The 22,762-nt window shown below is 41.1% G+C and carries 22 protein-coding genes and 1 pseudogene; 14 read left to right on the top strand and 9 right to left on the bottom strand.

The annotated features are described in order from the left end of the window. Positions 1-112: 112 nt before the first annotated feature. The 3 genes from hemJ to H6G83_RS12930 all read right to left on the bottom strand — a co-directional run bounded on the left by hemJ (position 113) and on the right by H6G83_RS12930 (position 3,367). A complete protein-coding gene (gene hemJ, locus H6G83_RS12940) occupies positions 113-694 on the bottom strand; it encodes a protoporphyrinogen oxidase HemJ (RefSeq protein WP_190472417.1) in 582 nt (193 codons plus the stop codon). A gap of 96 nt (positions 695-790) precedes the next feature. Then, positions 791-2,119, bottom strand: a complete 1,329-nt coding sequence (locus H6G83_RS12935) for a hemolysin family protein (protein WP_190472414.1) — start codon at positions 2,117-2,119, stop codon at positions 791-793. A 153-nt stretch (positions 2,120-2,272) separates the two neighbouring features. Next, complete coding sequence (locus tag H6G83_RS12930) at positions 2,273-3,367, bottom strand: RRXRR domain-containing protein (protein ID WP_190472410.1); 1,095 nt, start codon at positions 3,365-3,367, stop codon at positions 2,273-2,275. Positions 3,368-3,833: 466 nt separating this feature from the next. Here H6G83_RS12930 and mfd point away from each other — a divergent pair, with 466 nt between their 5' ends. The 9 genes and pseudogenes from mfd to H6G83_RS12885 all read left to right on the top strand — a co-directional run bounded on the left by mfd (position 3,834) and on the right by H6G83_RS12885 (position 10,706). Continuing rightward, positions 3,834-7,403 carry a transcription-repair coupling factor gene (gene mfd, locus H6G83_RS12925; protein ID WP_190472407.1) on the top strand — a complete coding sequence of 1,190 codons (3,570 nt, stop codon included), beginning with the start codon at positions 3,834-3,836 and terminating at the stop codon, positions 7,401-7,403. 50 nt (positions 7,404-7,453) lie between these two features. Then, positions 7,454-7,651, top strand: a complete 198-nt coding sequence (locus H6G83_RS12920) for a DNA-binding protein (RefSeq protein WP_190472404.1) — start codon at positions 7,454-7,456, stop codon at positions 7,649-7,651. Beyond that, positions 7,648-8,028, top strand: coding sequence for a type II toxin-antitoxin system death-on-curing family toxin (locus H6G83_RS12915; protein ID WP_190472402.1), 381 nt, complete (start codon positions 7,648-7,650; stop codon positions 8,026-8,028). Before H6G83_RS12920 ends, H6G83_RS12915 begins: the two co-directional genes overlap by 4 nt. Then, complete coding sequence (locus tag H6G83_RS12910) at positions 7,991-8,143, top strand: hypothetical protein (protein WP_190472399.1); 153 nt, start codon at positions 7,991-7,993, stop codon at positions 8,141-8,143. The genes H6G83_RS12915 and H6G83_RS12910 overlap by 38 nt, the downstream gene beginning before the upstream one ends. 5 nt (positions 8,144-8,148) lie before the next feature. Beyond that, entirely contained in the window at positions 8,149-8,466 is a 318-nt protein-coding gene (locus H6G83_RS12905; RefSeq protein WP_190472397.1) for a S1 RNA-binding domain-containing protein, read from the top strand. 28 nt (positions 8,467-8,494) lie between these two features. After that, a pseudogene (locus H6G83_RS12900) lies at positions 8,495-8,614 on the top strand (Uma2 family endonuclease); the annotation flags it as partial. Positions 8,615-8,653: 39 nt separating this feature from the next. Next, a complete protein-coding gene (locus tag H6G83_RS12895) occupies positions 8,654-9,889 on the top strand; it encodes a DUF4365 domain-containing protein (protein ID WP_190472393.1) in 1,236 nt (411 codons plus the stop codon). A 96-nt stretch (positions 9,890-9,985) separates the two neighbouring features. Then, positions 9,986-10,369, top strand: a complete 384-nt coding sequence (locus H6G83_RS12890) for a hypothetical protein (protein ID WP_190472390.1) — start codon at positions 9,986-9,988, stop codon at positions 10,367-10,369. Next, a complete protein-coding gene (locus H6G83_RS12885; protein WP_242044578.1) occupies positions 10,347-10,706 on the top strand; it encodes a DUF5615 family PIN-like protein in 360 nt (119 codons plus the stop codon). The genes H6G83_RS12890 and H6G83_RS12885 overlap by 23 nt, the downstream gene beginning before the upstream one ends. Positions 10,707-10,901: 195 nt before the next feature. Here the strand turns inward: H6G83_RS12885 and H6G83_RS12880 are convergent, their stop codons facing one another. Further along, positions 10,902-12,368: an MFS transporter gene (locus tag H6G83_RS12880; protein ID WP_190472389.1), complete on the bottom strand. Its 1,467-nt coding sequence runs from the start codon at positions 12,366-12,368 to the stop codon at positions 10,902-10,904. Between the two features lie 66 nt (positions 12,369-12,434). Between H6G83_RS12880 and H6G83_RS12875 the strand changes: the two genes are divergently transcribed. Next, on the top strand, positions 12,435-12,965 hold the full coding sequence (locus H6G83_RS12875) for a phosphoribosyltransferase (RefSeq protein WP_190472386.1): 531 nt from the start codon (positions 12,435-12,437) through the stop codon (positions 12,963-12,965). 127 nt (positions 12,966-13,092) lie between these two features. Here the strand turns inward: H6G83_RS12875 and H6G83_RS12870 are convergent, their stop codons facing one another. Beyond that, a complete protein-coding gene (locus H6G83_RS12870) occupies positions 13,093-14,016 on the bottom strand; it encodes an AEC family transporter (RefSeq protein ID WP_190472383.1) in 924 nt (307 codons plus the stop codon). 101 nt (positions 14,017-14,117) lie between these two features. Between H6G83_RS12870 and H6G83_RS12865 the strand changes: the two genes are divergently transcribed. Beyond that, positions 14,118-14,927, top strand: a complete 810-nt coding sequence (locus H6G83_RS12865; RefSeq protein WP_190472380.1) for a M15 family metallopeptidase — start codon at positions 14,118-14,120, stop codon at positions 14,925-14,927. 104 nt (positions 14,928-15,031) lie between these two features. On the opposite strand, the gene H6G83_RS12860 is transcribed toward H6G83_RS12865, so the two are convergent. The 4 genes from H6G83_RS12860 to H6G83_RS12845 form a co-directional block, all read right to left on the bottom strand. Continuing rightward, on the bottom strand, positions 15,032-15,331 hold the full coding sequence (locus H6G83_RS12860) for a HigA family addiction module antitoxin (RefSeq protein ID WP_190472377.1): 300 nt from the start codon (positions 15,329-15,331) through the stop codon (positions 15,032-15,034). Between the two features lie 13 nt (positions 15,332-15,344). Next, the gene (locus H6G83_RS12855; RefSeq protein ID WP_190472374.1) at positions 15,345-15,626 is read right to left on the bottom strand and encodes a type II toxin-antitoxin system RelE/ParE family toxin; all 282 of its coding nucleotides are present in this window, start codon (positions 15,624-15,626) and stop codon (positions 15,345-15,347) included. 264 nt (positions 15,627-15,890) lie between these two features. After that, entirely contained in the window at positions 15,891-17,036 is a 1,146-nt protein-coding gene (locus tag H6G83_RS12850) for a glycosyltransferase family 4 protein (RefSeq protein ID WP_190472371.1), read from the bottom strand. Between the two features lie 65 nt (positions 17,037-17,101). Continuing rightward, entirely contained in the window at positions 17,102-18,271 is a 1,170-nt protein-coding gene (locus H6G83_RS12845; RefSeq protein ID WP_190472367.1) for a glycosyltransferase family 4 protein, read from the bottom strand. A 1,029-nt stretch (positions 18,272-19,300) separates the two neighbouring features. Here H6G83_RS12845 and H6G83_RS12840 point away from each other — a divergent pair. From H6G83_RS12840 to H6G83_RS12830, 3 genes are all read left to right on the top strand, one after another. Then, on the top strand, positions 19,301-20,098 hold the full coding sequence (locus H6G83_RS12840) for a PIG-L deacetylase family protein (protein WP_190472364.1): 798 nt from the start codon (positions 19,301-19,303) through the stop codon (positions 20,096-20,098). A 278-nt stretch (positions 20,099-20,376) separates the two neighbouring features. Continuing rightward, positions 20,377-21,504, top strand: a complete 1,128-nt coding sequence (locus H6G83_RS12835) for a glycosyltransferase family 4 protein (RefSeq protein WP_190472361.1) — start codon at positions 20,377-20,379, stop codon at positions 21,502-21,504. Between the two features lie 88 nt (positions 21,505-21,592). Continuing rightward, positions 21,593-22,762, top strand: a complete 1,170-nt coding sequence (locus H6G83_RS12830) for an AGE family epimerase/isomerase (protein WP_190472358.1) — start codon at positions 21,593-21,595, stop codon at positions 22,760-22,762.

The following is a 22,762-nucleotide window of genomic DNA, read 5'->3' as shown; positions in this document are numbered from 1 at the left end:
GACAGGGTACAGGTGACAGGTTTGAGGCTGTTCTGTTCCCTGTATTCGTATCGGCAAGGGATCAGTAGGGTGGGCAATGCCCACCACAATAATATACGGTGGACGACAGAGACTAGCTTTGTTCTTGGATTTGTCCGATTTGGGCTGTGAGCTTTTCTTTGTCTAATCGGCGTTTTCTGGCGTAAAGTTGGATTGTGACTGCCATAAATATCACTAGGGCAAAAATTAGCCAAGCAGTGAGATCAGTTGGCAGGTTGTTTTTGAAGACAGCCAGCATGACGATAACTACTAACATGACTGTGGGGGCTTCATTCAGCGCTCTTAACTGCTGACTAGTCCAGCGACATTCGTCGGCGGCTAACTTTTTCATTAACCGACTACAGTAATGATGATAACCAATCAGTAAAGCGACGCATAACAGTTTAAAGTGTAACCAGCCTTGTTTTAAAACTTCGGGTTCTGTACTGATTAAACCGATCGCCATTGCAATTGTTAACAACATTCCCGGTGTGGTGATAATGTTGTAAAGCCGTTTTTCCATGATTTGATACTGATTTTTCAGTATCGTCCGCGCTGGTTCTGGTTCTTGGTTGGCTTCCACATGATAGATGAATAACCTTACCAAGTAGAACAAACCAGCAAACCAAACGACGATACCAACAATATGAAATGCTTTAAACCAGGAATATGCCATGAACGCAACCTGCCTTTACCTATCTGTTTGTCATTAGTCATTAGTCCATAGTCAACAGTCAACAGTCAACAGTCATTAGTTTTTCTTTACTGCTGGTTACTCAGCTTGTTCGGTATCTGCTACCTTATCGGCTTTCGGTACTACTAGCACTTTATCAACGCGGTTGCCATCCATGTCCATTACCTCGATACGCATATTTTGCCATTCAAAATGATCGGTGGCGGCGGGGATGCGGCCGAGATGGGTGATGACGAAGCCACCAAGGGTTTGATAACTACCGCGTTCTTCAAAGTCCCATTCTTCTAAACCAAACAGTTCAAAGAAATCTTCTACTGGTAGCATTCCATCGAGTAGCCAGGAACCATCCTCTCTTTGCACGGCTTGGGGTTCTTCTTCGCCATCGGCGGAGGGGACATCGCCAACGATTTCACTCATGATGTCGTTCAGGGTGACTAATCCTTGGATTACGCCGTATTCATCGACGACTAGCGCCATGTGCGTAATAGTCTGTTTAAATAATTCTAAAACTTTTAAGCCACGGGTGCTTTCGGGAACAAACACAGGTTGGCGCAATCCTACTGTTAAATCTAGGGCATCTCCGCGAAAACTGCGGGCGAGTAAGTCGGTAACGGGAATAATTCCCAGTACATTGTCCAGTCCTCCCTGGCACACTGGATAACGGGAATAACCATTTTCGGTCATCTTTTGGCGATTTTCTTCGGTGGTGTCCTCTAAATCTAACCAAACGATATCAGGACGGGGTGTCATAAAGGAACTGACGGGGCGATCGCCTAATCGAAATACTCGCTCTACCATGTCCTGTTCTGCTTCCTCAAAGGTTCCAGCTTCTGTACCTTGCTCAATCAGGATTTTAATTTCTTCTTCTGTAACTTGTGGTTCATCAGAAGGCGTAATTCCTAAAATTCGCAGTACCAAGTCAGTAGAAGCACTTAGTAAATGTACAGCAGGGGAAGCTAAAGCTGCCAAAGCCCGCATCGGGATGGCGACGACAGATGCAATGCGTTCGGGGCTGTTTAAGGCTAGGCGCTTCGGCACTAGTTCACCAATAATTAGCGATAGATAGGTGATAATTACAACTACAATTCCGAAGGCGATCGCTTCACTGTAAGGTGCTAAAAATGGTATGAGTTTGACGTAAACTGCTAGTCTGCTAGCAATTGTCGCTCCCCCAAAAGCACCAGTCAGGATACCAATGAGGGAAATACCTATTTGTACAGTAGAGAGAAAGTTATTGGGAGACTCCGCCAGTTTCAGGGCTGCTTTTGCCTTAGCATCTCCTTGATTAGCGAGTTGCTGTAACCTTACTTTCCGCGCCGAGACAATTGCCATCTCGGACATAGAAAAAATACCGTTGGCAATAATTAGTACGAAAATGATTAAAATTTCAACAGTGATGGAGGACATGATTATGAATTGCCGCTATATGGAGCGAACTTCGCTCAATCCTTAGTATCCAGTATTAGAGGGTTGCTCATCAGAAAAATGAGTAAAAACCCCGTCATGCCAGCGTTCGCGTAGCGTGTCGCAGACAAGCGAAGGACGGCTTTACAAATTCTTCTAGGCTACAATTAACCCGTTGGAACGACAAATTAATTGTACTTTGCTAGAAGCAATCTGCCCTAACCTTTTCCAGTTAGCATTGCTGACAGATACTTGTTTTTCTGTGTCTCCTGACACATAGCCAATACCTTTAGGAGAACTGACCAAATCCCCCTTAGGTAGACCATGACGAGTTGTAGAACCTCCATATTTACGACGTACACCACCCTTTACTGGAACCATCAAGTGCAACTGACGACGAGAATAGGGAGGACGAAGAATGACTTTGAATAACGCAGGCGTAATGGCAACACTGCCAAACCAATCACCACCATCGACTTTTGCTGTGTGGTACTGGCGATATTCGACAAAAGCTGTTGCCGCAATAGCTACACCATCAACAGCATGAGTGTTAAACTCAGACTTTGATTTGTCTGTGTTGTTCTTGGCTAGTCCTAAATGTTTGCGAGTCGATGCTGTTTGATAGCCTTCGATCTTAACTACTGGGGCAAACCGTCCTAACTGACTCAGCATCCACTTCTGCCCAACCATCACCGCAGAGAAACCTTTACCAGATTTCGCTTTTTTACGTCTATTGGTTAAATCCACGTCAGCGCGAACATACTCGTATCTAATCTCTGAGACTGGGTAGATTTTACACAGTTCAGAAACTATTCTCAGTTCTAGTTGACGATTAGTGCGGATTGAAGGTGGAAGTTTGCCTTGGCGACGATTGTTAAATCTTCGCTGTCTGTGTGCGCGTGATGGAAATTCAGCTTTACGGTTAATTCTTCTTCCTCTACGACCACGACGCATTAATCGTCTTGCGTCCATGCGGTCACGCACTGCTGGAAACGGCAAGATTAAGTGGGCCGTGTACAGTGTAAATTTGACAGACTGAACACCAATACCAGAAAACTTTTTACCTGGGTCTATCCCGATAACAACATCCTGGGTGTTACTTCCAGACGGTTCTACTAGTAATTGAACGTAGAACTGCCCACAGTCTGACCAGCGTTTTATGGCTTTACCTTTTTCTATCCACTTCCTCGCTCTTGCCGCAGTTGTGGGCATTAGCGGTTGGTGATTGTTGTCTACTACTGGCACTCGCATTGTTGGTATAACCCAAAATTGTTTTAGTCGCTTCGCCCAACACAATCAAGATGTCTTAGTGAGTCCAGTGCTGTAGGAGGGTTTCCCTCCGTAGGCAACTGGCGAACCCGTAAGGGCTTTATCTAACGCCTGTACCAATCAGGCTTACAAATAGTCCGAACTACCGAAACATTCGGAAGTGTGTACTAGATTGTGTCTCAACTGGCTATTCACTTCTTGCGTTGGAATAATTGGTTATTCCAATCCTCACCCTAGAAGGGTGAGGTTAGTGAAACAATGCTTTAACTATACACAGGTTAGTAGCTTTAACGCTTCGAGGCTACAGGCTAGGGGTTGATGTTTTTTATGGATTCCTGAACTTGTTCACTATGATTGTTCTACAGAAATATTAAGAGGAGTGTTAAGACTTCTAAAATAGTTGACATAGGCTATCTCTCGATTTCTGTTCTGCAACGACTCCCAACTTATGGCATTTTCTTCTATTGTGCGTGCCTTGGCGCGATCGCCACTCACTACTGAGTTACTTTCTAAGCTTAATCGTCAACAGGATTTACGCTTAAATGGTATTCCCCGCTTACCCAAAGGCTTGGTAGCCTCGGCATTGGCTCAGAATTGTGGTAGTAATTTATTTGTTGTCTGTGCCACCTTAGAAGAAGCCGGACGCGCCTACGCCCAGTTGGAGGCGATGGGATGGTCTACAGTACATTTTTACCCCACATCGGAAGCCTCTCCCTACGAACCATTTGACCCGGAAACGGAAATGACTTGGGGTCAAATGCAGGTTTTGGCTGATTTGTTGAAGAGTCAACAGTCAATAGTCAATAGTCAACAGTCAATAGTCAATAGTCAACAGTCAACAGTCAATAGTCAACAGTCAACAGTCAATAGTCAACAAAATAAAATAGCTGTTGTGGCGACTGTTGGGGCTTTACAACCTCATTTACCACCGCCTGATGCTTTTACGCCTTTTTGTCTCACGCTCAAGCGGGGGCTGGAATTTGATTTAGATACTTTCAGCGAGAAAATTACTACTTTGGGATACGAACGGGTTCCCTTGGTGGAAACTGAGGGACAATGGAGTCGGCGCGGTGATATTGTTGATGTCTTCCCAGTTTCCTCAGAATTACCAGTGCGTTTGGAATGGTTTGGTGATGAAATTGAGCAAATACGGGAATTTGATCCCAATACTCAACGTTCAGCGCTTGACAAAATACCCCAAATTGTGCTTACACCTACAAGCTTTGCCCCTATTGTGACAACTGCGCTGAAAGATAGTGCTGAGTTCCAACTGCTGAGTGCTGAGTTAAGTTCTGATCCCTTTGGGACAGAAGAATCGCAAGTTATAGAAGGGACGCGGCGGTTTTTGGGTTTGGCTTTTGGGCAACCTGCATCAGTGTTAGATTATTTGCCTGAGAATACTATAATTGCGATTGATGAGCCAGAACAATGTCATGCACATAGCGATCGCTGGGTGGAAAATGCGGAGGAACAATGGTCGCTGGGGACTGGGGAAGAGGATCTAGGCACTGTACAATTACCGAAGATTCATCGGTCTTTTGAGGAATGTTTGGCTGATGTAACTCGATTTAAAACTTTATATTTATCAGAATTAGCTGAGGAAAATAGCGGGATCAATTTGGCGAGTCGGTCTGTGCCTGTAACACCCCATCAGTTTGCTAAATTAGCAGATACATTAAGACAAGAGCGCGATCGCAATTTCTCTATCTGGTTACTCTCGGCGCAGCCTTCCCGTTCTGTTTCCCTACTCCAAGAACACGATTGTCCAGCCCAGTTTATCCCCAATCCCCGCGATTATCAAGCAATTGACAAGTTGGTAATCAACCATACACCTGTAGCCATAAAATATTCTGGTTTGGCGGAGTTGGAAGGTTTTATTCTCCCTACCTATCGTCTAGTAGTCATCACTGACCGGGAATTTTACGGTCAGCACTCCCTAGCGACACCAAGTTATATCCGTAAACGGCGCAAGGCGGCTTCTAAGCAAGTTGACCCCAATAAGCTGCGTCCGGGAGATTATGTAGTTCACAAAAGTCATGGGATTGGCAAGTTTGTCAAGCTGGAAAGTCTGACAATTAACGATGAAACCCGTGATTATATCGTGGTGCAGTATGCTGATGGTCTGTTAAGGGTAGCGGCTGATCAAGTCGGGTCTTTATCTCGGTTCCGTAGTACGGGAGATAAAGCGCCGGAACTGCACAAGATGACGGGGAAAGCTTGGGATAATACTAAGAACCGCGTCCGTAAGGCGATTAAGAAATTAGCGGTGGACTTGCTGAAATTATACGCGGCGCGATCGCAACAGCAAGGTTTCGCCTATCCTCAAGATATGCCTTGGCAAGAGGAAATGGAAGATTCTTTCCCTTACCAACCCACAACCGACCAGCTAAAAGCTGTCCAAGATGTGAAACGGGATATGGAAAGCGATCGCCCAATGGATCGGTTAGTATGTGGTGATGTGGGTTTTGGGAAGACGGAAGTAGCGATACGCGCCATTTTCAAGGCGGTGACGGCTGGTAAACAAGTTGCACTCTTAGCACCTACCACAATTCTTACTCAACAACATTACCACACCCTGAAAGAACGCTTTGCACCCTATCCTGTAAATATCGGGTTACTTAACCGTTTCCGCACAGCAGAGGAACGGCGGGATATTCAAAAACGATTAGCAACGGGTGAGTTAGATGTAGTTGTGGGGACACACCAACTTTTAGGTAAGGGTGTCAACTTCAAAGATTTAGGGTTGTTGGTAATAGATGAGGAACAACGGTTTGGGGTGAACCAAAAGGAAAAAATCAAAACTTTAAAAACCCAACTTGATGTTTTGACTCTCTCCGCCACACCCATCCCTCGCACCCTGTATATGTCTTTATCGGGGATCAGGGAAATGAGTTTAATTACCACACCACCCCCCACCAGAAGACCAATTAAAACCCATCTTGCACCCAAACAACCGGAAACCATACGCAGTGCAATTCGTCAAGAATTGGATCGAGGCGGACAGGTGTTTTATGTGGTTCCCCGCGTGGAGGGAATTGAGGAGACAACAACCGCATTGCGGGAAATGGTTCCGGGTGCGAGATTTGCGATCGCTCACGGGCAAATGGACGAGAGCGAGTTAGAATCAACCATGCTCACTTTTAGCAATGGTGAAGCAGATATATTAGTGTGTACAACAATTATTGAATCTGGGTTAGATATTCCCCGTGTCAACACCATCTTAATTGAAGATGCTCACCGCTTCGGGTTATCGCAACTTTACCAGTTACGGGGAAGGGTAGGACGTGCGGGGATTCAAGCCCACGCATGGTTATTTTATCCTAAACAACGCGCCTTATCGGATGCGGCAAGGCAGAGATTACGAGCGATTCAAGAATTTACGCAACTGGGTTCCGGCTATCAACTAGCAATGCGTGACATGGAAATTCGGGGTGTGGGTAACTTGCTAGGTGCAGAACAGTCCGGTCAAATGGAAGCCATTGGTTTTGATTTGTACATGGAAATGTTGGAGGAGTCAATTAGGGAAATTCGCGGTCAAGAAATTCCTAAAGTTGACGATACCCAAATCGACCTCAACCTCACCGCCTTTATCCCGGCTGATTATATTCCTGATATTGACCAAAAGATGAGTGCATATCGTGCAGTTGCGGCGGCGAAGTCGAAAGAAGAGTTAACGCAGATTGCAGGCGAGTGGAGCGATCGCTATGGTACTTTACCAGTCAGCGCCAATCAACTCTTGCGGGTGATGGAACTGAAACAATTGGCGAAGAAATTAGGATTTAGCCGCATCAAACCAGAGAATAAACAGCACGTAGTTTTAGAAACGCCAATGGAAGAACCCGCTTGGAATTTACTGGCGGCGAATTTACCAGAACATCTCAAGACACGCTTTGTTTACTCTCCTGGTAAGGTGACAGTGCGCGGTTTAGCAGTGCTGAAAGCTGATCAACAATTGCAAAGTTTGATTGATGCAATGAGTAAAATGCAGGGAGCAATTGCAGAGGCGGCTGTTGTTTAGATAATTTTCGATAAATATACACTTTATTCGCCAAGGTAGGAGATAAATCAATGGCTTCTATTACTATTGATATTCCAGATAACCAATTACAAAAGTTACAAGAATTAGCAAAACTGCATGGAATTTCTCTGGAAGCTTTGCTGAGTGCCAGCATAGAAGAATGGTTAAGTGAGCAAAAAAGTGATTTTAATGAAGCAGCAAATTATGTACTGAAAAAAAATGCTGAACTTTACCGACGTTTAGCATGATACGTTATCTGTCATTAATTGAGGTGCTGAATTTGCATTACCAGATTATTGAACAGTCAGGAGGAGCGATAGGTATCCGGGATTTAGGTAGCTTGGAATCGGCGATCGCTCAACCTCGCATGACATTTGGCGGTGAAGATTTGTATCCAAACGTCATTGACAAAGCTGTTACTTTAGGCTTTTCAATTATCATGAATCATCCATTTCTTGATGGCAATAAGCGCACTGGTCATGCGGCAATGGAAACTTTTCTGATATTAAATGGCATGGAAATTATTGCTACCGTTGATGAACAAGAACAAATTATTTTGATGGTAGCATCAGGTAATCTCAAGCGCGATGCGTTCATTGAATGGTTACGGCAGCACACTTTTTAAGCCACTTGAGTATCGCTATGATGAAAAAGACGGATGCGATCGCATTGAGGTAGTCATTCCTCAAAGTCTGTTTCCCATCCTCAACCAATTTCCACGAGTTCTTAAACCACGGTAGACATCATGGATAGTAAAAATTGGGAACAAATCAAGTCTAAGTACCAGCTAGGTCAGTTTGTCCAGGGGAAAGTGGAATATCATACTCCTTTTGGTGTGTTTGTAGATATTGGTGAATCTTTAGTCAAGGGGTTAATTAAAATCCCAGATTTTTTAGATGAAGGAGAAATGAATGAGCAAATGTATCCTGAAATTGGTCAAACCATAGGCGCTGTAGTTGTTGGATACAACGAAAAAAATTCTAGTCAAGTGTATCTGTGTGCCAAACCTAGTGTGCTACATAAAGCACTTGTCCCGTTAAAAAGTCCTGCTTTGATTGTTTGACAATCTGGCATTCTCAAGGAATCCACCAATGGTACAGACACCATCCCAAGCTTTGACAATAGAGGAGTTTCTGAAACTACCAGAAACAAAACCTGCCAGTGAGTACATTGATGGTCAGATTATTCAGAAACCTATGCCGCAGGGTGAACTCATGTAAAATAAATAATAAATAGAAATCGGAAGTTTTATGAAAGCTGATGCAAATTCACAAATAGGAAGAATTGGTGTTACTAGTACACAACTACTCTTCACTAAATTAGGTTGGATATTTCGTGAGCAACCCATAGAAGACTATGGTATTGACGCTCATGTTGAGATAGTTGAAAATGAACAAGCCACAGGCAAACTAATTGCATTACAAATAAAATCAGGAGATAGCTGGTTTAAAGAAAAAACAGAAACCGGGATCATCTTTCGCGGTGAAACAAAACATCTAGAGTATTGGCAAGAACATTCCTTACCTGTACTAGTTATTCTATATAATATCAAAGAAGAAATTGCATATTGGCAAATAGTTAATCAAGAAACTGTCCAAAATACTGGAAAAGGCTGGAAATTAATTGTCCCATTTGAAAACAAAGTTGAGCAAAACTCTAAAGAAGCAATTCAAAATTTTAGTAGAAAATTAACTGCACATAATAAGTATATTATTATTTCTTTAAGCGATAAAAGTCATGCTGTAGCAAAAAGGTATTCTGCTAATATAGTTTTGAGCAGAGAGTTAAACAAATATGAGATTTATCAAATCATAAAAGAGGTGAATGCTGATTTAACAACTAGACAATACTATAGAAACACAACAGCCAAAGAACATTGGAAAGGCAAAAACACAGACGTTATTTGGCTTTTTATTTACTTATCTCTAGATGATTTAAGCAGAACAAATTGGATATGTAGAACTCAATGGATTAGTGAAAACTTAGCTCCTGAATTTTCACCTATGAGGTTAGAGGGCGAATCTATTGATGGTGGAATAATCGTCGATTGGAACGAAAAATATAGAGATTTATCAAATTTACTAACTGCATCTGAGGTTAGGAAAGAAGATTATTTGGATTCCATGCTTAAAATTAGGGATATAGTAAAAAATATAGTTGCTGGAATCAAAGAGGTGATAAATAAGTACGATTCAGGGAAATTAGATGAATTGGAATATGTTAGTCAGATGTCAAATTTTGAGATTGAATTAACTAAAGTTTATCATGAGTCAAGTAATTTGGGTGTTCCTCCTATAGAATGTAAAGACCTTGGTCAACAGTTCCAAAACTTTTTAGCTGTTGCACATAATATGGTTATACCTTTCTCCGAAAGAGGGTTAAAAATTTGGGAAAAAACTAATAGAGAATTTTTACTTCGTCAAGCGGTGCAAGATTATCAGAAGGAGTTGTTAAAACTTGAATTTGAACTCGAAAAAATTCATTAATCTGATCGCCTTCATCCCAGTCTGTTTTTACACCAGCAAACTCAATAATCAAATGTACTAAAATTAAGATGCAAACCTCTGTTTGAGGGTTTTCCTATGTCTTTGCAAGAACTGAAGGAACAAGCCTGTAGACTTCCAGTAAGCGATCGCCTTGCTTTGATTAACGCTGTAATTCAATCCCTGCAAGACCAGCCTCAGATGGACAACTGGCAGTATCTAGTTGCGCGTCCTCACTCTTGGCGTAAACAACTTTATATTAAAGGACGTAAACTACTTGCTTCAACTGTTTGGCAAGACATGATTGCAAATGAGATGTCACCAGAACAAGCTGCAGAAAACTGGGATTTACCCATATCCGCTATCTGTGAAGCGATTAGTTATTGTGAAAGTCATCAAGAACTACTGAAATTAGAAGCTGATGAAGAACGTCATCGTTTAGAAGCTAAAGGAGTTACGCTTGAGTCTACGAATGTTGCTTGATGAAGATTCTCAAGCAAAATATTTAGTGAATCTTCTTCAAGCAGCAGGTCACGATGTAGTCACAGTCAATGCAGTGGGTTTGATGAATCGTCCTGATTCAGTTGTGTTAGATTATGCAAGACAAAATCAGCGAGTGCTGCTGACGCGCAATTGTGATGACTTCCATGAGTTGCATCAAGCCAACCCAATACATTCAGGAATTTTGGCTGTTTATCAAAATTCTGATGCTGCCAAAAACATGAGTTATCAGATAATAGTCAAAGCGATCGCCAACTTGGAAACAGCAGAATACATACTGAATAATCGATTTGTGATTCTCAATCAGTGGAATTATTAACTTAGGCTTAACCAGTCATTGAAGCCGACGATAGATATTTGTGATTCTGAAACAGAAGCGAAAAAGTTAAGCGATCGCTACTATATAAATTGAGCTAGAGAAAAAGAATTAGTCAAGATAACTCAGCATACGACGAAGCTATGCAGTTAGGGCAAGAATATCGTGAATCTCTGCACGTTGACTGTTGACTGTTGACTATTGACTCTCCCTTCTTTGCCGACGTTCTTGTAGTTGTAACAAAATTTGGGCGTGCATTTCGCGGGTGATGGGGTAGAAGTAGGTTAAAATTAAGCCGAAAATTAAACAGATGACTGCTAAAGGCCCGACGACGATACGGATAGCTAAAAGTGCAGATTCTGGTTGTATTGGTGGTGTGCTTTGTCCAGGTTTGACTTCTTGAAAACCTGCTGTATGTAAGGCTTGACTTACTAAAAATAAACCGAAGGCTAAACCTAGTTTCTGCAAGAAAACCATGAAGCTGTAAAAAATTCCCTCTCGGCGTTGTCCTGTTTGGAGTTCGTCTAATTCGATGACATCGGGAATCATTGACCAGGGAACTAGGTAAGCTGTAGATACACCAAACCCCGCCATGATAGCCAACAAATACATTAAACCTATTTGCCCAGGCTGTAAGAAATATAGTGCAGAAGCGGCGATAATCCACAAAATCATTCCCAGAAAATAAACTATTTTTTTGCCCAGTTTTTTACTTAAAGCAGTCCATACAAATAACATGAGTAAGGCAGTTGCTTGAACTGCAAGCAGGACTGTGGCAACGTCTGAATTTGTCAGAGACATACAGTAAAGGACAAAGAAGGGAATAATACTAGCGGTTATTTGCACTCCTAACCAAGAACACAGATATATGCCAATTACAAATAGAAAAGGACGATTGCTAAAAGCGATTTTTAGTTGTTCAACAAAAGGAATAGAGGCGGGTTCTTCAACTTGGATGCGTTTTGCTTCAAATGCCAAAACGCGATCGCGCAATCCAAATACACACCAATATAATGATGCAACCGATATTACAGTGCAAATTGCTGCTAAAACTACATAAACTATATATTGTTGTTCCTGATTAGGTACTCGTGAGAAAAGTTCTCGCGCTAGTAACAAGGATAAAATACTGCCACCAATGGAAAAGGCAAAGCGAAAACTATTCAAGCTAGTGCGTTCGTCATAATCTTGGGTAAGTTCTGGAGTGAGTGCGGTATATGGCAAATTTACTACCGTATAAAACGTTTGGGATATTACCCCAATCACTACGTAATACCCCAACAAACCCCAAACATTACTATCTTGATTGCTACTAAATCGCGGTACAATCCACTGTAAGAAAAAGAAAATTCCGAAAGGAATGGCTCCGTATAACATCCAAGGTAAACGACGACCCCAGCGTCGAGACTTGGTTTTATCTGTCAACACTCCCACAAAAGGGTCGTTGATTGCATCCCAAATTTTCCCAACTATTAACACACCGCCAGCTAAACCGATGTCTATACCAGCGACGTTTGTAAAGAAAATTAATAGATAGAATATGGAAATATTAGCGGTAATTGCCGGGCCTAAATCTCCAGCACCATAAGCCAACTTGGTTTTGAGGTCTAGCTTTTGACTATCTTGAGCCTTTTGAGTATTTTCATCGCTAGTAGAGTCACTCATAATACCTTATGCTCATATTAAAATATTGCGATCGCCTTTAAGTATCACCTAAAACCTACTTACCTTATGCCAGACCTTTACGTTTCTTGGTCAGAATATCACTATAAGATTGAGCAACTGGCTGCTCAAATTTATCAGTCTGCTTGGGAGTTTAATCAAATCGTCTGTCTCGCCAGGGGTGGGCTACGAGTGGGAGATATCATTTCCCGGATCTATCACAAGCCCTTGGCGATTTTAGCAACGTCTTCTTACAGTGGTGCAGGTGAGCAACCAAGAGGTAATTTAATTGTCGCCAGTCACTTGACAATGACCACGGAAACTTTAGGTTCACGTATTCTCCTAGTCGATGACTTGGTAGACTCTGGAATCACCCTTGAAGAAACTATCCCTTGGTTGAAACAATATAGTGATTCCCCCATAGAGGAAATCCGCACAGCCGTAGTTTGGTATAAAGCTTGTTCCGTATTTAAACCAGATTACTACATCGATTATCTACCTGATAACCCCTGGATTCATCAGCCCTTTGAACATTACGAACATACCAACCCCGCCGATTTGGTGGCTAAGGTTGGTGAGTCTTGTTCATGGGGAAGGTGAGGGAAACAATTCAAAATTCAAAATTCAAAATTAAGGAATTTGTCGGAGACGGGGGAGATGAGAGACTGAGGGAATTGGGCAGAATAATTATGGACTTTTGACTATGGACTATGGACTATTAACTAATTCAAAACAACCATAGCCATAGGGGGAGTGTTAGGAGTAATAAAATAACTCCTAGCGCTAGTGTGGTGACAGCTAGGTTGCGGTCTAGGTTGAAGGTTTCGGCGATGACTAGGGAAGCGAAGGCGGGAGGCATGGCCATTTGTAGGAGAATAACTTTAGCGGCTGGCCCGGTTAGTCCTAAAAGTGGTAAGATACTGCCTAAAATTAAGGGGACTATCAGCATTTTTATACCTAAGCTGATGCCTACTTGTGGTAGGTTGCCCCAAGTATTAAGTTTGCTTAATCGCATCCCAATTAATATTAGAGATAAGGCTACTGTACTCCAAGCAAATTTATCTAAGCCAATTTCCCAGATTTGGGGAATGGCGATTTGACGAAATAGTAAGCCGAAGCCGAAACTCCACAAGGCGGGATTGATGATAATGGCTCTGGCTACTTGGGTAAATTGATGATGATTTTGATTAGTGCCAAAATGAGCGCCTAATGCTACACCTAATGCGTAAGCACCAGGAAAAGACCCTAATAAGTCATAAAATAGCGCCCAAGCAAAGTATTCTTTGCCTACCATTGCTAAGGTGACGGGGAAGCCTAAATAGCCTGTGTTGCCTATCATTGCTGCTAACAGCAAACTTCCCTGAGTAGATTTTTGCGGTATGGTATTACTGAAGTATATCTGTCCTTTGATTCCTAGCCAAGCTAAAAATGCGCCGAGTAAAATGGCGAGGTGTGCGATCGCCGGAGCAATCCAAATTTTTCCTGATAAGTCGGTTTGCCGTAAAAAAGATACTATACTTATCGGTACTCCCACCCAGAAAAGCCACTGACCTAAGCTTGTCGGAACTGTACTAGGTAGTTTGCGTCCCAGAATAAAACCTACTAGGACTAACCCTACAAGTTTGACGTATAGTTCTAGGAGATTTACCAATGTTGCGCCTAAAAATTATAGAGGTAGAATGCTACCCAATAAGTTTATTTTTATAAGTCTAAAATTTCAATGAAAATTTGTACAAAAGCAGGAGCTGACCTTTGAATAAAGCTGGGTTTTCTGAAGATTCGCACGAATCATTTGATAATCTGAGTGATGATATCCCAGTAGCTGTACGGGATACTCCCAGTATCACACCTAAACAAAAGTTACAACGCCTAATTTTGCTAGTTGGGGGAATTAGCGCTTTTGTGGTACTGGCGCTCGTGAGCGGTTTTGTATTTTTTATTACCACAAATAAAAATACAGTCGAGTCTCAAACTGCACCAGCTAGTTCTGTGGGTACACCTGGGCCGACAGTCGGTAATTCTGCTGCACCGGAAACTGTATTGAATCATTTTGCTTACCAAGAAGCTCCTGAGTCAGAATTAGCGCCTATTAGCAACGATGGACGCATCCGTATGCGGAAAACTGCTGCTCAAAAGTATCTGGAGATGGTACAGGCGGCGCGGAGTGCGGGTGTAATTTTAGTACCTATTTCCGGTTTTCGTTCGGTAAAGGAGCAGGAGCAGTTGTTTTTTGCTGTAGGCGCTCAACGTAATCAAACTCCGGCTCAAAGGGCGGCTCTGAGCGCTCCGCCTGGACATAGTGAACATCACACGGGTTATGCTGTGGATATTGGCGACGGTGCAGCACCATCAACCAATCTTCAGGCTATTTTTGAGCAAACTAAGGCTTTTGCATGGCTACAGGGTAATGCGGCTCGGTTTGGTTTTGAGTTGTCTTTTCCCAAGGATAATGTTCAAGGGGTGAGTTATGAGCCTTGGCACTGGCGTTTTGTTGGCGATCGCGATAGTCTGGAAACGTTCTATAAGGCGAGAAATTTAAAACCTGTGAAGACAGGGCAATAAGTTTTTCAACGAGTGACCGCGATGAGCATCTACAAACCTAGCTAATAATTGGGAGTACAGCATAAGCAAGGTATGAGTACCGCAGCGTGCAGAACAGGGAGTTTTTAGGAAGCTTGTAAATTTATTGGTGTCACTTCTTTCCAGGATTCCGACTCATTAGCCGCACACCAAAGATCATATTTTTGTTGTAAGTTGAGCCATAGCTCAGGAGTGGTTTGCAGAGCAGTAGATAAACGAAGAGCCATGTCAGGTGTAACGCTTGCTCGTTCGTTAACTATCTCAGACATTGTTTTACGCGATACACCAATGATGTCAGCAAAATCAGTAACTGTGATATTAAGTGGCTCAAGATACTGACGCTTGATCAAGCCACCGGGGTGTCTGGGTTTTCTTTTGGTGATCATCGGCAAAAGTCTCCTAGTGATAGTCTTCGTAATTTACCTCGTAAGCATCTCCGTCTTCAAAGGTGAAAGTTATACGCCAGTTTTTGGTGACAGTAACAGACCACTCCCCTTTTCTGTCACCTTTTAGTTGGTGTAATCCAGAGCCGGGGTATTGCATATCTTTAATTTCGCTAGCAGCATCAAGCCTGTCAAGTATATCTAAAAGCTTCTCTGCTGTATCTGGTTGAACTCCACTCCTATCATCGTCTTCAAAAAGTTTTTTAACACCCTTATGCTTAAAACTTTTAATTCCCATAAAATCGTAACCCTTGGGGTTACACGTGTCAACTGTAAGTATTATGTCAGTAAGGTGGGAGGAAAAGCACTTCCACAAACTAGGAAGATTGTTTGGGGTTGTAGTACGTAAGCAAAAACTAAGGAACGCTCAAAGCTGGCTGAAGTGGAAGTGTTAGCAATGGGCGATCCCTGGTGCTACATCGGTTGAGCCTAATTGCTCGGTCGAGCCTGACCAGTGCATATGATTTTTGCCAATAAGCTAAAAACCTCTTCCCTCCTGCCTTCAGCCCCCTACTATATTTGATAACACTTGAGCAATCTGTTGATTGATATTCGCTACATCAAAACGCTGAGTAGCAATAGTTTTGGCATTACTAGCGATGTTTGCCGTATTTGCTGTATTTTCCCAACAGTCATTAATAATGTTTGCTAGTTCTTGGGGTTCTCCTGGTGTAGTTAAAAATCCATTAATTCCATGCTCAACTAATTCGACTGCACCGCCTGCTTTGGCGGCTACTACAGGTTTACCACATAGCATAGCTTCAACAATTACTCTCCCAAAAGGTTCTGGTGCGGTGGATGTATGAGCAACTAAATTACAAGCTGCCATTAATTGGGGAATATCAGTGCGAAAACCTAAAAATTTGATGCGGTTTTCTAGCCCTAGTTGTGTAATTTGTTGATGTAATTGTTTGACATATTCTTGTTCTCCAAATAGGGCATCACCTACTAAAATTGCTGTTACTTGTAGGGGACATTGGGAAATTGCATCAATTAAAATATGCTGTCCTTTCCAAGGTGAAAGTCGGCTAAAATGTCCAACAACAAATTTATCTTCTATGCCTAATTGTTTTCGTAATTGATTAGTTTCTGACTCACAAGTTTGATAGAGTTTTGGATTAAATCCATTATAAATAACTGTTGTCAGTTCTGCGCGTCCTCCAGCCTGCACAAAAGCCGTTTGACTCGCTTGGGAATTAGCTATTACTAATGAAGCGCAACGATTAGCTAAGTTAACTGCTACTCGCAGGTTGGTTTTACTAAAGTGTTCTGGGGAAAGGATATCATGTAGATGATACACTAACGGACGACGAGCGAACAAGCTGGCGATCGCACCCACAACTAACGCCTTTTGTGTATTGGCGTAAATTAAATCATACTCAATAGCTCGTTGCACAACTTTAGCCACTAGAGGCGCAAGTTGTCCCAAACTACCGAAAGCTGGCAATAAATTACTTTGTTTACGAACTTGAATTGCTTGATTTGTCAATACTTCAACAGGTATATGATGTTGTTGTAGTAAAGTTTTAAATGACCCATCTGCAAACAAACCAACCAAAGCGCGATCGCAGTAAGGTTTAGCAATATCAATTAAACACAATTCTGCACCACCAGGTTTACCACTCTGGTCTAAAAATAATATTTTCATCTGTCAGTTATCAGTTATCAGTTATCAGTTATCAGGTAATTTTCACTGTCTACTGTCCTCTATCATCAAGCCAAAATTACCTGTCTTACTTGTTGAGCTATTTTTTGCCAATCAAAGTTAGTCACAGCATATTGGCGACAGTCTTCTCTGGAAGGGGTTGGGATTTCAGCTAATAATATTTGTTGTAACTTTTCAGCAATAGCAGTAGCTTCTGTAGATGTAGTAATTAATTCTGGAGAAAAGAGTGTTAAAATTTCGGGCATTCCCCCAACAGGAGTACATAAAACTGGTGTACCACAAGCTAAAGATTCCGTAATTGCTAATCCAAAGCCTTCAAAAGATTGACTAGGCATAACAGTTAAATTAGCAGCTTGGTAAGCAAGGGGTAATTGCTCATCTGGTAGAAAACCTAAAAATTTGACATTGTTTTCTAAACCTAATTCTTGCGCTTGTTGTTCTAATGTGGCTTGGAGATGTCCCCGTCCGGCGATCGCTAGCCAAATATCAGGGACTTTTGGTTTAATAATTGATATAGCCTCTAATAATTTATCTAACCCCACACGATGAACTAAGCGCCTAGATGTAAATAGGATAGGGCGATTTTCCGGCCAGTTTAATTGCTGACGGGCTGCTGGTCGTGATAAATTTGGTTGAAATTTCTCAATGTTCACACCACCCGGAATAATGTGTATTTTGTCCCAAGCTATATGATATTCTTGATGTAATATATTACCAAATGCTTTACTAAGAACGATAAAGCGATCGCAACGATTATATGTAGTTTGTTCTATCAGCCGACGCTTCAAGAAAATACTCAGTTTATTTCTCATTACTTCCTGTTTACTTTCAGATGCCCAAGGCCCGTGAAAATTAAAAGTAATGGGTATTCCTTTAGGTAAGATATCTAAAATAGGAAAGCTATATAAAGCAAAGTGTAAATTGATAGCATCTGGATTACTTATTCTTGTTTTCTGAAAATTCTGACGAATAGACCAGAACCTTTGCCAAATTTTACTATCTGGAGATGCTAGGTTCGTTAGCTTAATTGGTGAATTATCTTCATCTTTCGGCAACCCAACTCCACATAATTCTATTATATCTCGACTGGCTGATAATTGATAAATTAATTCATATACATATCTTTCTAAACCCCCAGGATTAGTAGGAAACCAGCCAGAACCTAGAGTCAAGATATGAGCAGGTGTTAAACTTAAATTTGCTTCTTGATTTTTCACTCTTGTCTCCTATTAATAAGTGGAGCTTGAGAATACTTCCGACGGTTTCAGCACCACTGCATTTATACACTAAACATGAAAATAAATACTGATTTACCTGACTACACTCTCCAAGATGTGAATTGTAAATAGAATTTATTCATTTGTTTTAGTATGGGCTGTTTATAAGTAGCTACTTATTAGTTATATTCTTCAATTCTCTACGCTATCAGCTACTATTACATCTGACTCAATATAGATTTTGTTTAAATTCATATATAAAATATAATTTTTATTTATAAAATCTTTAAATAAGAAATAATAGGCTTTTTGCTAGCAATGTATTCTTTATGACTTAGAGGTTATTTCTCAAGTAAGCATTATATTACCGTAGGGTCTTTTAGGCGCATATTTCAAGATAATTGATGACAAAAAGCATCATCTAAGAGCTTAACGCATTCTACTGGCTTGTCTAGACTAAACTTGTGCATAAATATAACTCTTGTGGTGTGGGCATCCTGCCCGCACCGGACGGGCAAGATGCCCATCCCACAAGAAAAAAATAATGCAACATTTTAGGCTAGACACGCTACTACTTAATATCTGCTTGGATAAATTTTGTATAAATAGCAATCTATTGTTGATGTTCTTATAGCAAAACTGTATACTAATACACGCCATATTTTTGTTTTATATAAACTTTTGTCAGGTTGACTACAAATGTTATATAACTAGATTCCCATAAGTATAAAACTCTATTAAATTAAGACTATTTTGTCAAACAGCTATACATATTAATTTTTTCATCGACATCAAAATTGAAAATTGTAAAACAAATAACCAAAAGTAATATTGGTAATTTTTAATTTTATTTAAAAAAATAAAAATATAAGATAATTTTCACATAAAATCTTTATCCTAATTTTGCTAGGCTTGTCTTATGATGAGTTTGATGCTTAAAGACAAAAAAGTTTTAGATATTAACTAAGAAATTTACATAGTTAATTATTGAACACTTACAATTACTAGTAGCCTTTTTTAGCCAAGACTATGAAGCCGAAATTCTCTATTAAAGCTTATTTACAACATTTACAGAAACTAATTCCCATTAGCTGGCTTGAGAAGGTGCAATATGTTCATTCTTGGTTACTATATAAATGGCTATTGTTGGGTGGTAGCAAAACATTACTATGTAGCGAAAAACCTATTATGGTGTTCTCTCCGCACCAAGATGATGAAACTTTTGGCTGTGGAGGTATGATTGCTTATAAAAGAGAGAATAATATACCCGTTACAGTGGTGTTTATCACTGATGGGAAAGGCTCAAAAGCTATAAATGTAGATTGGCAAAATCAGATAATTCAAACACGGCAGCAAGAGGCGATCGCTGCTTTAGGAATTTTAGGTGTAGAAGCATCAAATATACATTTTTTATCTAAGCCAGATGGAAATTTAGGGGAACTGGATGATGCAGAATATCAACAAACCATTTACGAAATAACAGAATTAATTAATCATTATCAACCTGAAGAAATATATGTACCTCATAAGAAAGATTGTCATAGGGATCATGAAGCAACTTATAAATTAGTAAAGACAGCAATTCAACAAATTAAATTTAATGTGGAAGTATTTCAATATTCCGTCTGGTTATTCTGGAGAGCGCCAATATTCATCTTGCTGAAATTACAAGATATTGCAGAGGCTCATAACTTCTCAATTGTTGCAGTGCAAGATAAGAAAAAAAGAGCGATCGCTGCATACGCCTCTCAGATCAATAACTTACCCAAAGGCTTTATAAAACAATTTCTTGCTACCCACGAAATCTTCTTTAAAAGCGAGTTTTAAATCAAATTTGCGGTAACAGCAATACACAGTCCTTTGTATCAGGATAAGTTACACCTCTATAAACCTCTACTGTATCTAAGCAATCAACGCTGCATTTACTATCAGATAGCTAACTACATAAATTTCAGGAATTACGCAACTGGCACTTGGGGTAGGGTGCGTCAGATGTGGAAAATCCTTGAATTTGTACCAAATTATTGGGGCTGACACTTGCGTAAGTCTTAAACTTGATTTCCTTCATCTAAAAAAGATGAATAATTAGTATGGAGAAAGTATAAATGTTAATATTACATATCACCAATCATGTACAAGAAATTGGTAATGGAATCGTCAATGTAGCAGTAGACTTAGCCTGCTTACAAGCTAAAAACGGTCATCAAGTAGCTATAGCTTCGGCTGGTGGAGGATATGAACCACTGTTAGCTCGCTATGGTGTCAGACACTTTCATTTAGATCAGTCTAGACAACCCCTAAATCTGATGAGAGCGATTTGGAATTTTCGGCAGATCATTCAGAAGTTCCAGCCAGATATAGTTCATGCACACATGATGACAGGAGTTGTCCTGGCGGGAATTTTAAAAGGAAGTTATGGCTATAACTTAGTTTCCACAGTCCACAATGAGTTTCAACGTAGTGCTGTGTTGATGGGATTAGCAGATCGGGTAATTGCTGTTAGTCATGCAGTAGCTGATTCAATGGTACGTCGTGGTATTCCCAGCTATAAACTACGAGTGGTTTCTAATGGTACATTAGGGAGTCCCCGCCATCGTCCATTTACAGATTACCAACCAATACCTTTAAAAAGTCCCGCAATTACTGTTGTAGCTGGGATGTATTATCGCAAAGGAATCGCTGAGTTAATTACAGCTTTCAGCAAGATTGCCAAAGACTTTCCCGAAGCACATCTATATCTGGTAGGAAATGGCCCAAATCGGTCAAATTTTGAAGCTATGGCGCAAAATCTACCCTTTAGCAATCGCATTCATTTTGAAGGTTTTCAGCCAGAACCGCAGCGCTATATGCTAGCAACCGATATTTTTGTCCTTCCTTCCCACTGCGAATCCTTCGGTTTGGTATTAACCGAAGCAAGAGAAGCCGGTTGTGCTATCATTGCCAGTGACGTAGACGGCATTCCTGAAACCTTGGATCAAGGACAAGCTGGGCTATTAGTGCCACCTAAAAATAGTGACGCATTGGCAGAAGCTTTAGCTCAATTACTCTCAGATCCCATCCAACTGTATAAATGGAAACGCCGCGCTCAACAAAACTTAGAAAGATTTAGTGCAACCAAAGTCAGCGAAGAAACTCTCGCTGTTTATCGTGAATTAGTCAGTAGTCAGTGGTCAGTGGTCAGTGGTCAGTTGCCATTAGTCCAAAGTCCAAAGTCCAAAGTCCATAGTCCATAGTCAATAGTCAATGGTCAACAGTCATCCGGTTTTCTCTCCAGTCCCCAGTTTATAATTAACGCTGATGGTTTGATGAAGGGATGGCATCATGGAGAAAAACTTGCAAGCGCTGGCGCAACTTTACAAAAACGCTCTCCTTAATGATGTACTGCCATTTTGGGAAAACCACTCAGTCGATTGGCAAGAAGGCGGTTACTTTACTTGTCTCGATCGCCAGGGTAAAGTCTACGATACAGATAAGTTTATCTGGTTGCAAAACCGTCAAGTATGGACTTTTTCCATGCTGTGCAACCAGTTAGAGAAGCGGGAAGACTGGTTAAAAATTGCTAAAAATGGTGCTAAATTTCTCGCCCAACATGGTAGAGATGCACAAGGTAATTGGTATTTTGCCCTGACTCGTGGAGGTCAACCATTAGTACAGCCTTATAATATCTTTTCTGATTGCTTTGCAGCGATGGCATTCAGTAAATACGCCTTAGTTTCTGGTGAAGAATGGGCTAAGGATGTGGCAATGCAAGCATATAACAACGTTCTCCGCCGTAAAGATAACCCAAAAGGTAAATATACCAAAGCTTACCCCGGCACACGTCCCATGAAAGCCCTATCTGTGCCGATGATTTTAGCCAACCTCACTTTAGAAATGGAATGGCTACTACCAAGTGAAACCTTAGAGGAAGTGTTGGCTGCAACTGTTGAGGAAGTCATGAATGATTTTCTCGACCAAGAACGGGGATTGATGTATGAAAATGTCGCCCCTGATGGTTCCCACATTGATAGTTTTGATGGTCGGTTGATTAACCCTGGTCATGGTATTGAGGCGATGTGGTTTATTATGGATATCGCCCAACGGAAAAACGACAGCAAAACAATTAATCAAGCTGTTGATGTGGTGTTAAATATTCTCAATTTTGCTTGGGATGATGAATATGGCGGCTTGTATTACTTTATGGATGCAGAAGGTCATCCCCCGCAACAATTAGAATGGGATCAAAAATTGTGGTGGGTACATTTGGAGTCTTTGGTAGCTTTAGCAATGGGTTATCGCTTAACGGGTCGTGATGCTTGTTGGCAATGGTATCAAAAAATGCACGATTACGCTTGGCAGCACTTTGCTGATGCAGAATACGGCGAGTGGTTTGGCTATTTAAATCGTCGTGGGGAAGTGCTGTTAAATCTCAAAGGTGGGAAATGGAAGGGATGTTTTCATGTACCTCGTGCTTTGTATCTCTGTTGGCGACAGTTTGAAGCGTTATCATAA

This window comes from Anabaena azotica FACHB-119 (assembly GCF_014697625.1).
GTDB lineage: Bacteria > Cyanobacteriota > Cyanobacteriia > Cyanobacteriales > Nostocaceae > Trichormus > Trichormus azoticus_A.
This window is presented reverse-complemented; position numbering and strand designations above follow the sequence as displayed.

Coding starts and splice junctions, on each gene's coding strand:
- H6G83_RS12830 (WP_190472358.1), top strand. CDS start 21,593: ATGGAGAAAAACTTGCAAGCGCTGGCGCAACTTTACAAAAACGCTCTC.
- H6G83_RS12890 (WP_190472390.1), top strand. CDS start 9,986: ATGTCTTTGCAAGAACTGAAGGAACAAGCCTGTAGACTTCCAGTAAGC.
- hemJ (WP_190472417.1), bottom strand. CDS start 694: ATGGCATATTCCTGGTTTAAAGCATTTCATATTGTTGGTATCGTCGTT.
- H6G83_RS12920 (WP_190472404.1), top strand. CDS start 7,454: ATGGCTTCTATTACTATTGATATTCCAGATAACCAATTACAAAAGTTA.
- H6G83_RS12905 (WP_190472397.1), top strand. CDS start 8,149: ATGGATAGTAAAAATTGGGAACAAATCAAGTCTAAGTACCAGCTAGGT.
- H6G83_RS12840 (WP_190472364.1), top strand. CDS start 19,301: ATGAAGCCGAAATTCTCTATTAAAGCTTATTTACAACATTTACAGAAA.
- H6G83_RS12850 (WP_190472371.1), bottom strand. CDS start 17,036: ATGAAAATATTATTTTTAGACCAGAGTGGTAAACCTGGTGGTGCAGAA.
- mfd (WP_190472407.1), top strand. CDS start 3,834: ATGGCATTTTCTTCTATTGTGCGTGCCTTGGCGCGATCGCCACTCACT.
- H6G83_RS12910 (WP_190472399.1), top strand. CDS start 7,991: ATGCGTTCATTGAATGGTTACGGCAGCACACTTTTTAAGCCACTTGAG.
- H6G83_RS12860 (WP_190472377.1), bottom strand. CDS start 15,331: ATGATCACCAAAAGAAAACCCAGACACCCCGGTGGCTTGATCAAGCGT.
- H6G83_RS12930 (WP_190472410.1), bottom strand. CDS start 3,367: ATGCGAGTGCCAGTAGTAGACAACAATCACCAACCGCTAATGCCCACA.
- H6G83_RS12935 (WP_190472414.1), bottom strand. CDS start 2,119: ATGTCCTCCATCACTGTTGAAATTTTAATCATTTTCGTACTAATTATT.
- H6G83_RS12835 (WP_190472361.1), top strand. CDS start 20,377: ATGTTAATATTACATATCACCAATCATGTACAAGAAATTGGTAATGGA.
- H6G83_RS12895 (WP_190472393.1), top strand. CDS start 8,654: ATGAAAGCTGATGCAAATTCACAAATAGGAAGAATTGGTGTTACTAGT.
- H6G83_RS12880 (WP_190472389.1), bottom strand. CDS start 12,368: ATGAGTGACTCTACTAGCGATGAAAATACTCAAAAGGCTCAAGATAGT.
- H6G83_RS12855 (WP_190472374.1), bottom strand. CDS start 15,626: ATGGGAATTAAAAGTTTTAAGCATAAGGGTGTTAAAAAACTTTTTGAA.
- H6G83_RS12915 (WP_190472402.1), top strand. CDS start 7,648: ATGATACGTTATCTGTCATTAATTGAGGTGCTGAATTTGCATTACCAG.
- H6G83_RS12875 (WP_190472386.1), top strand. CDS start 12,435: ATGCCAGACCTTTACGTTTCTTGGTCAGAATATCACTATAAGATTGAG.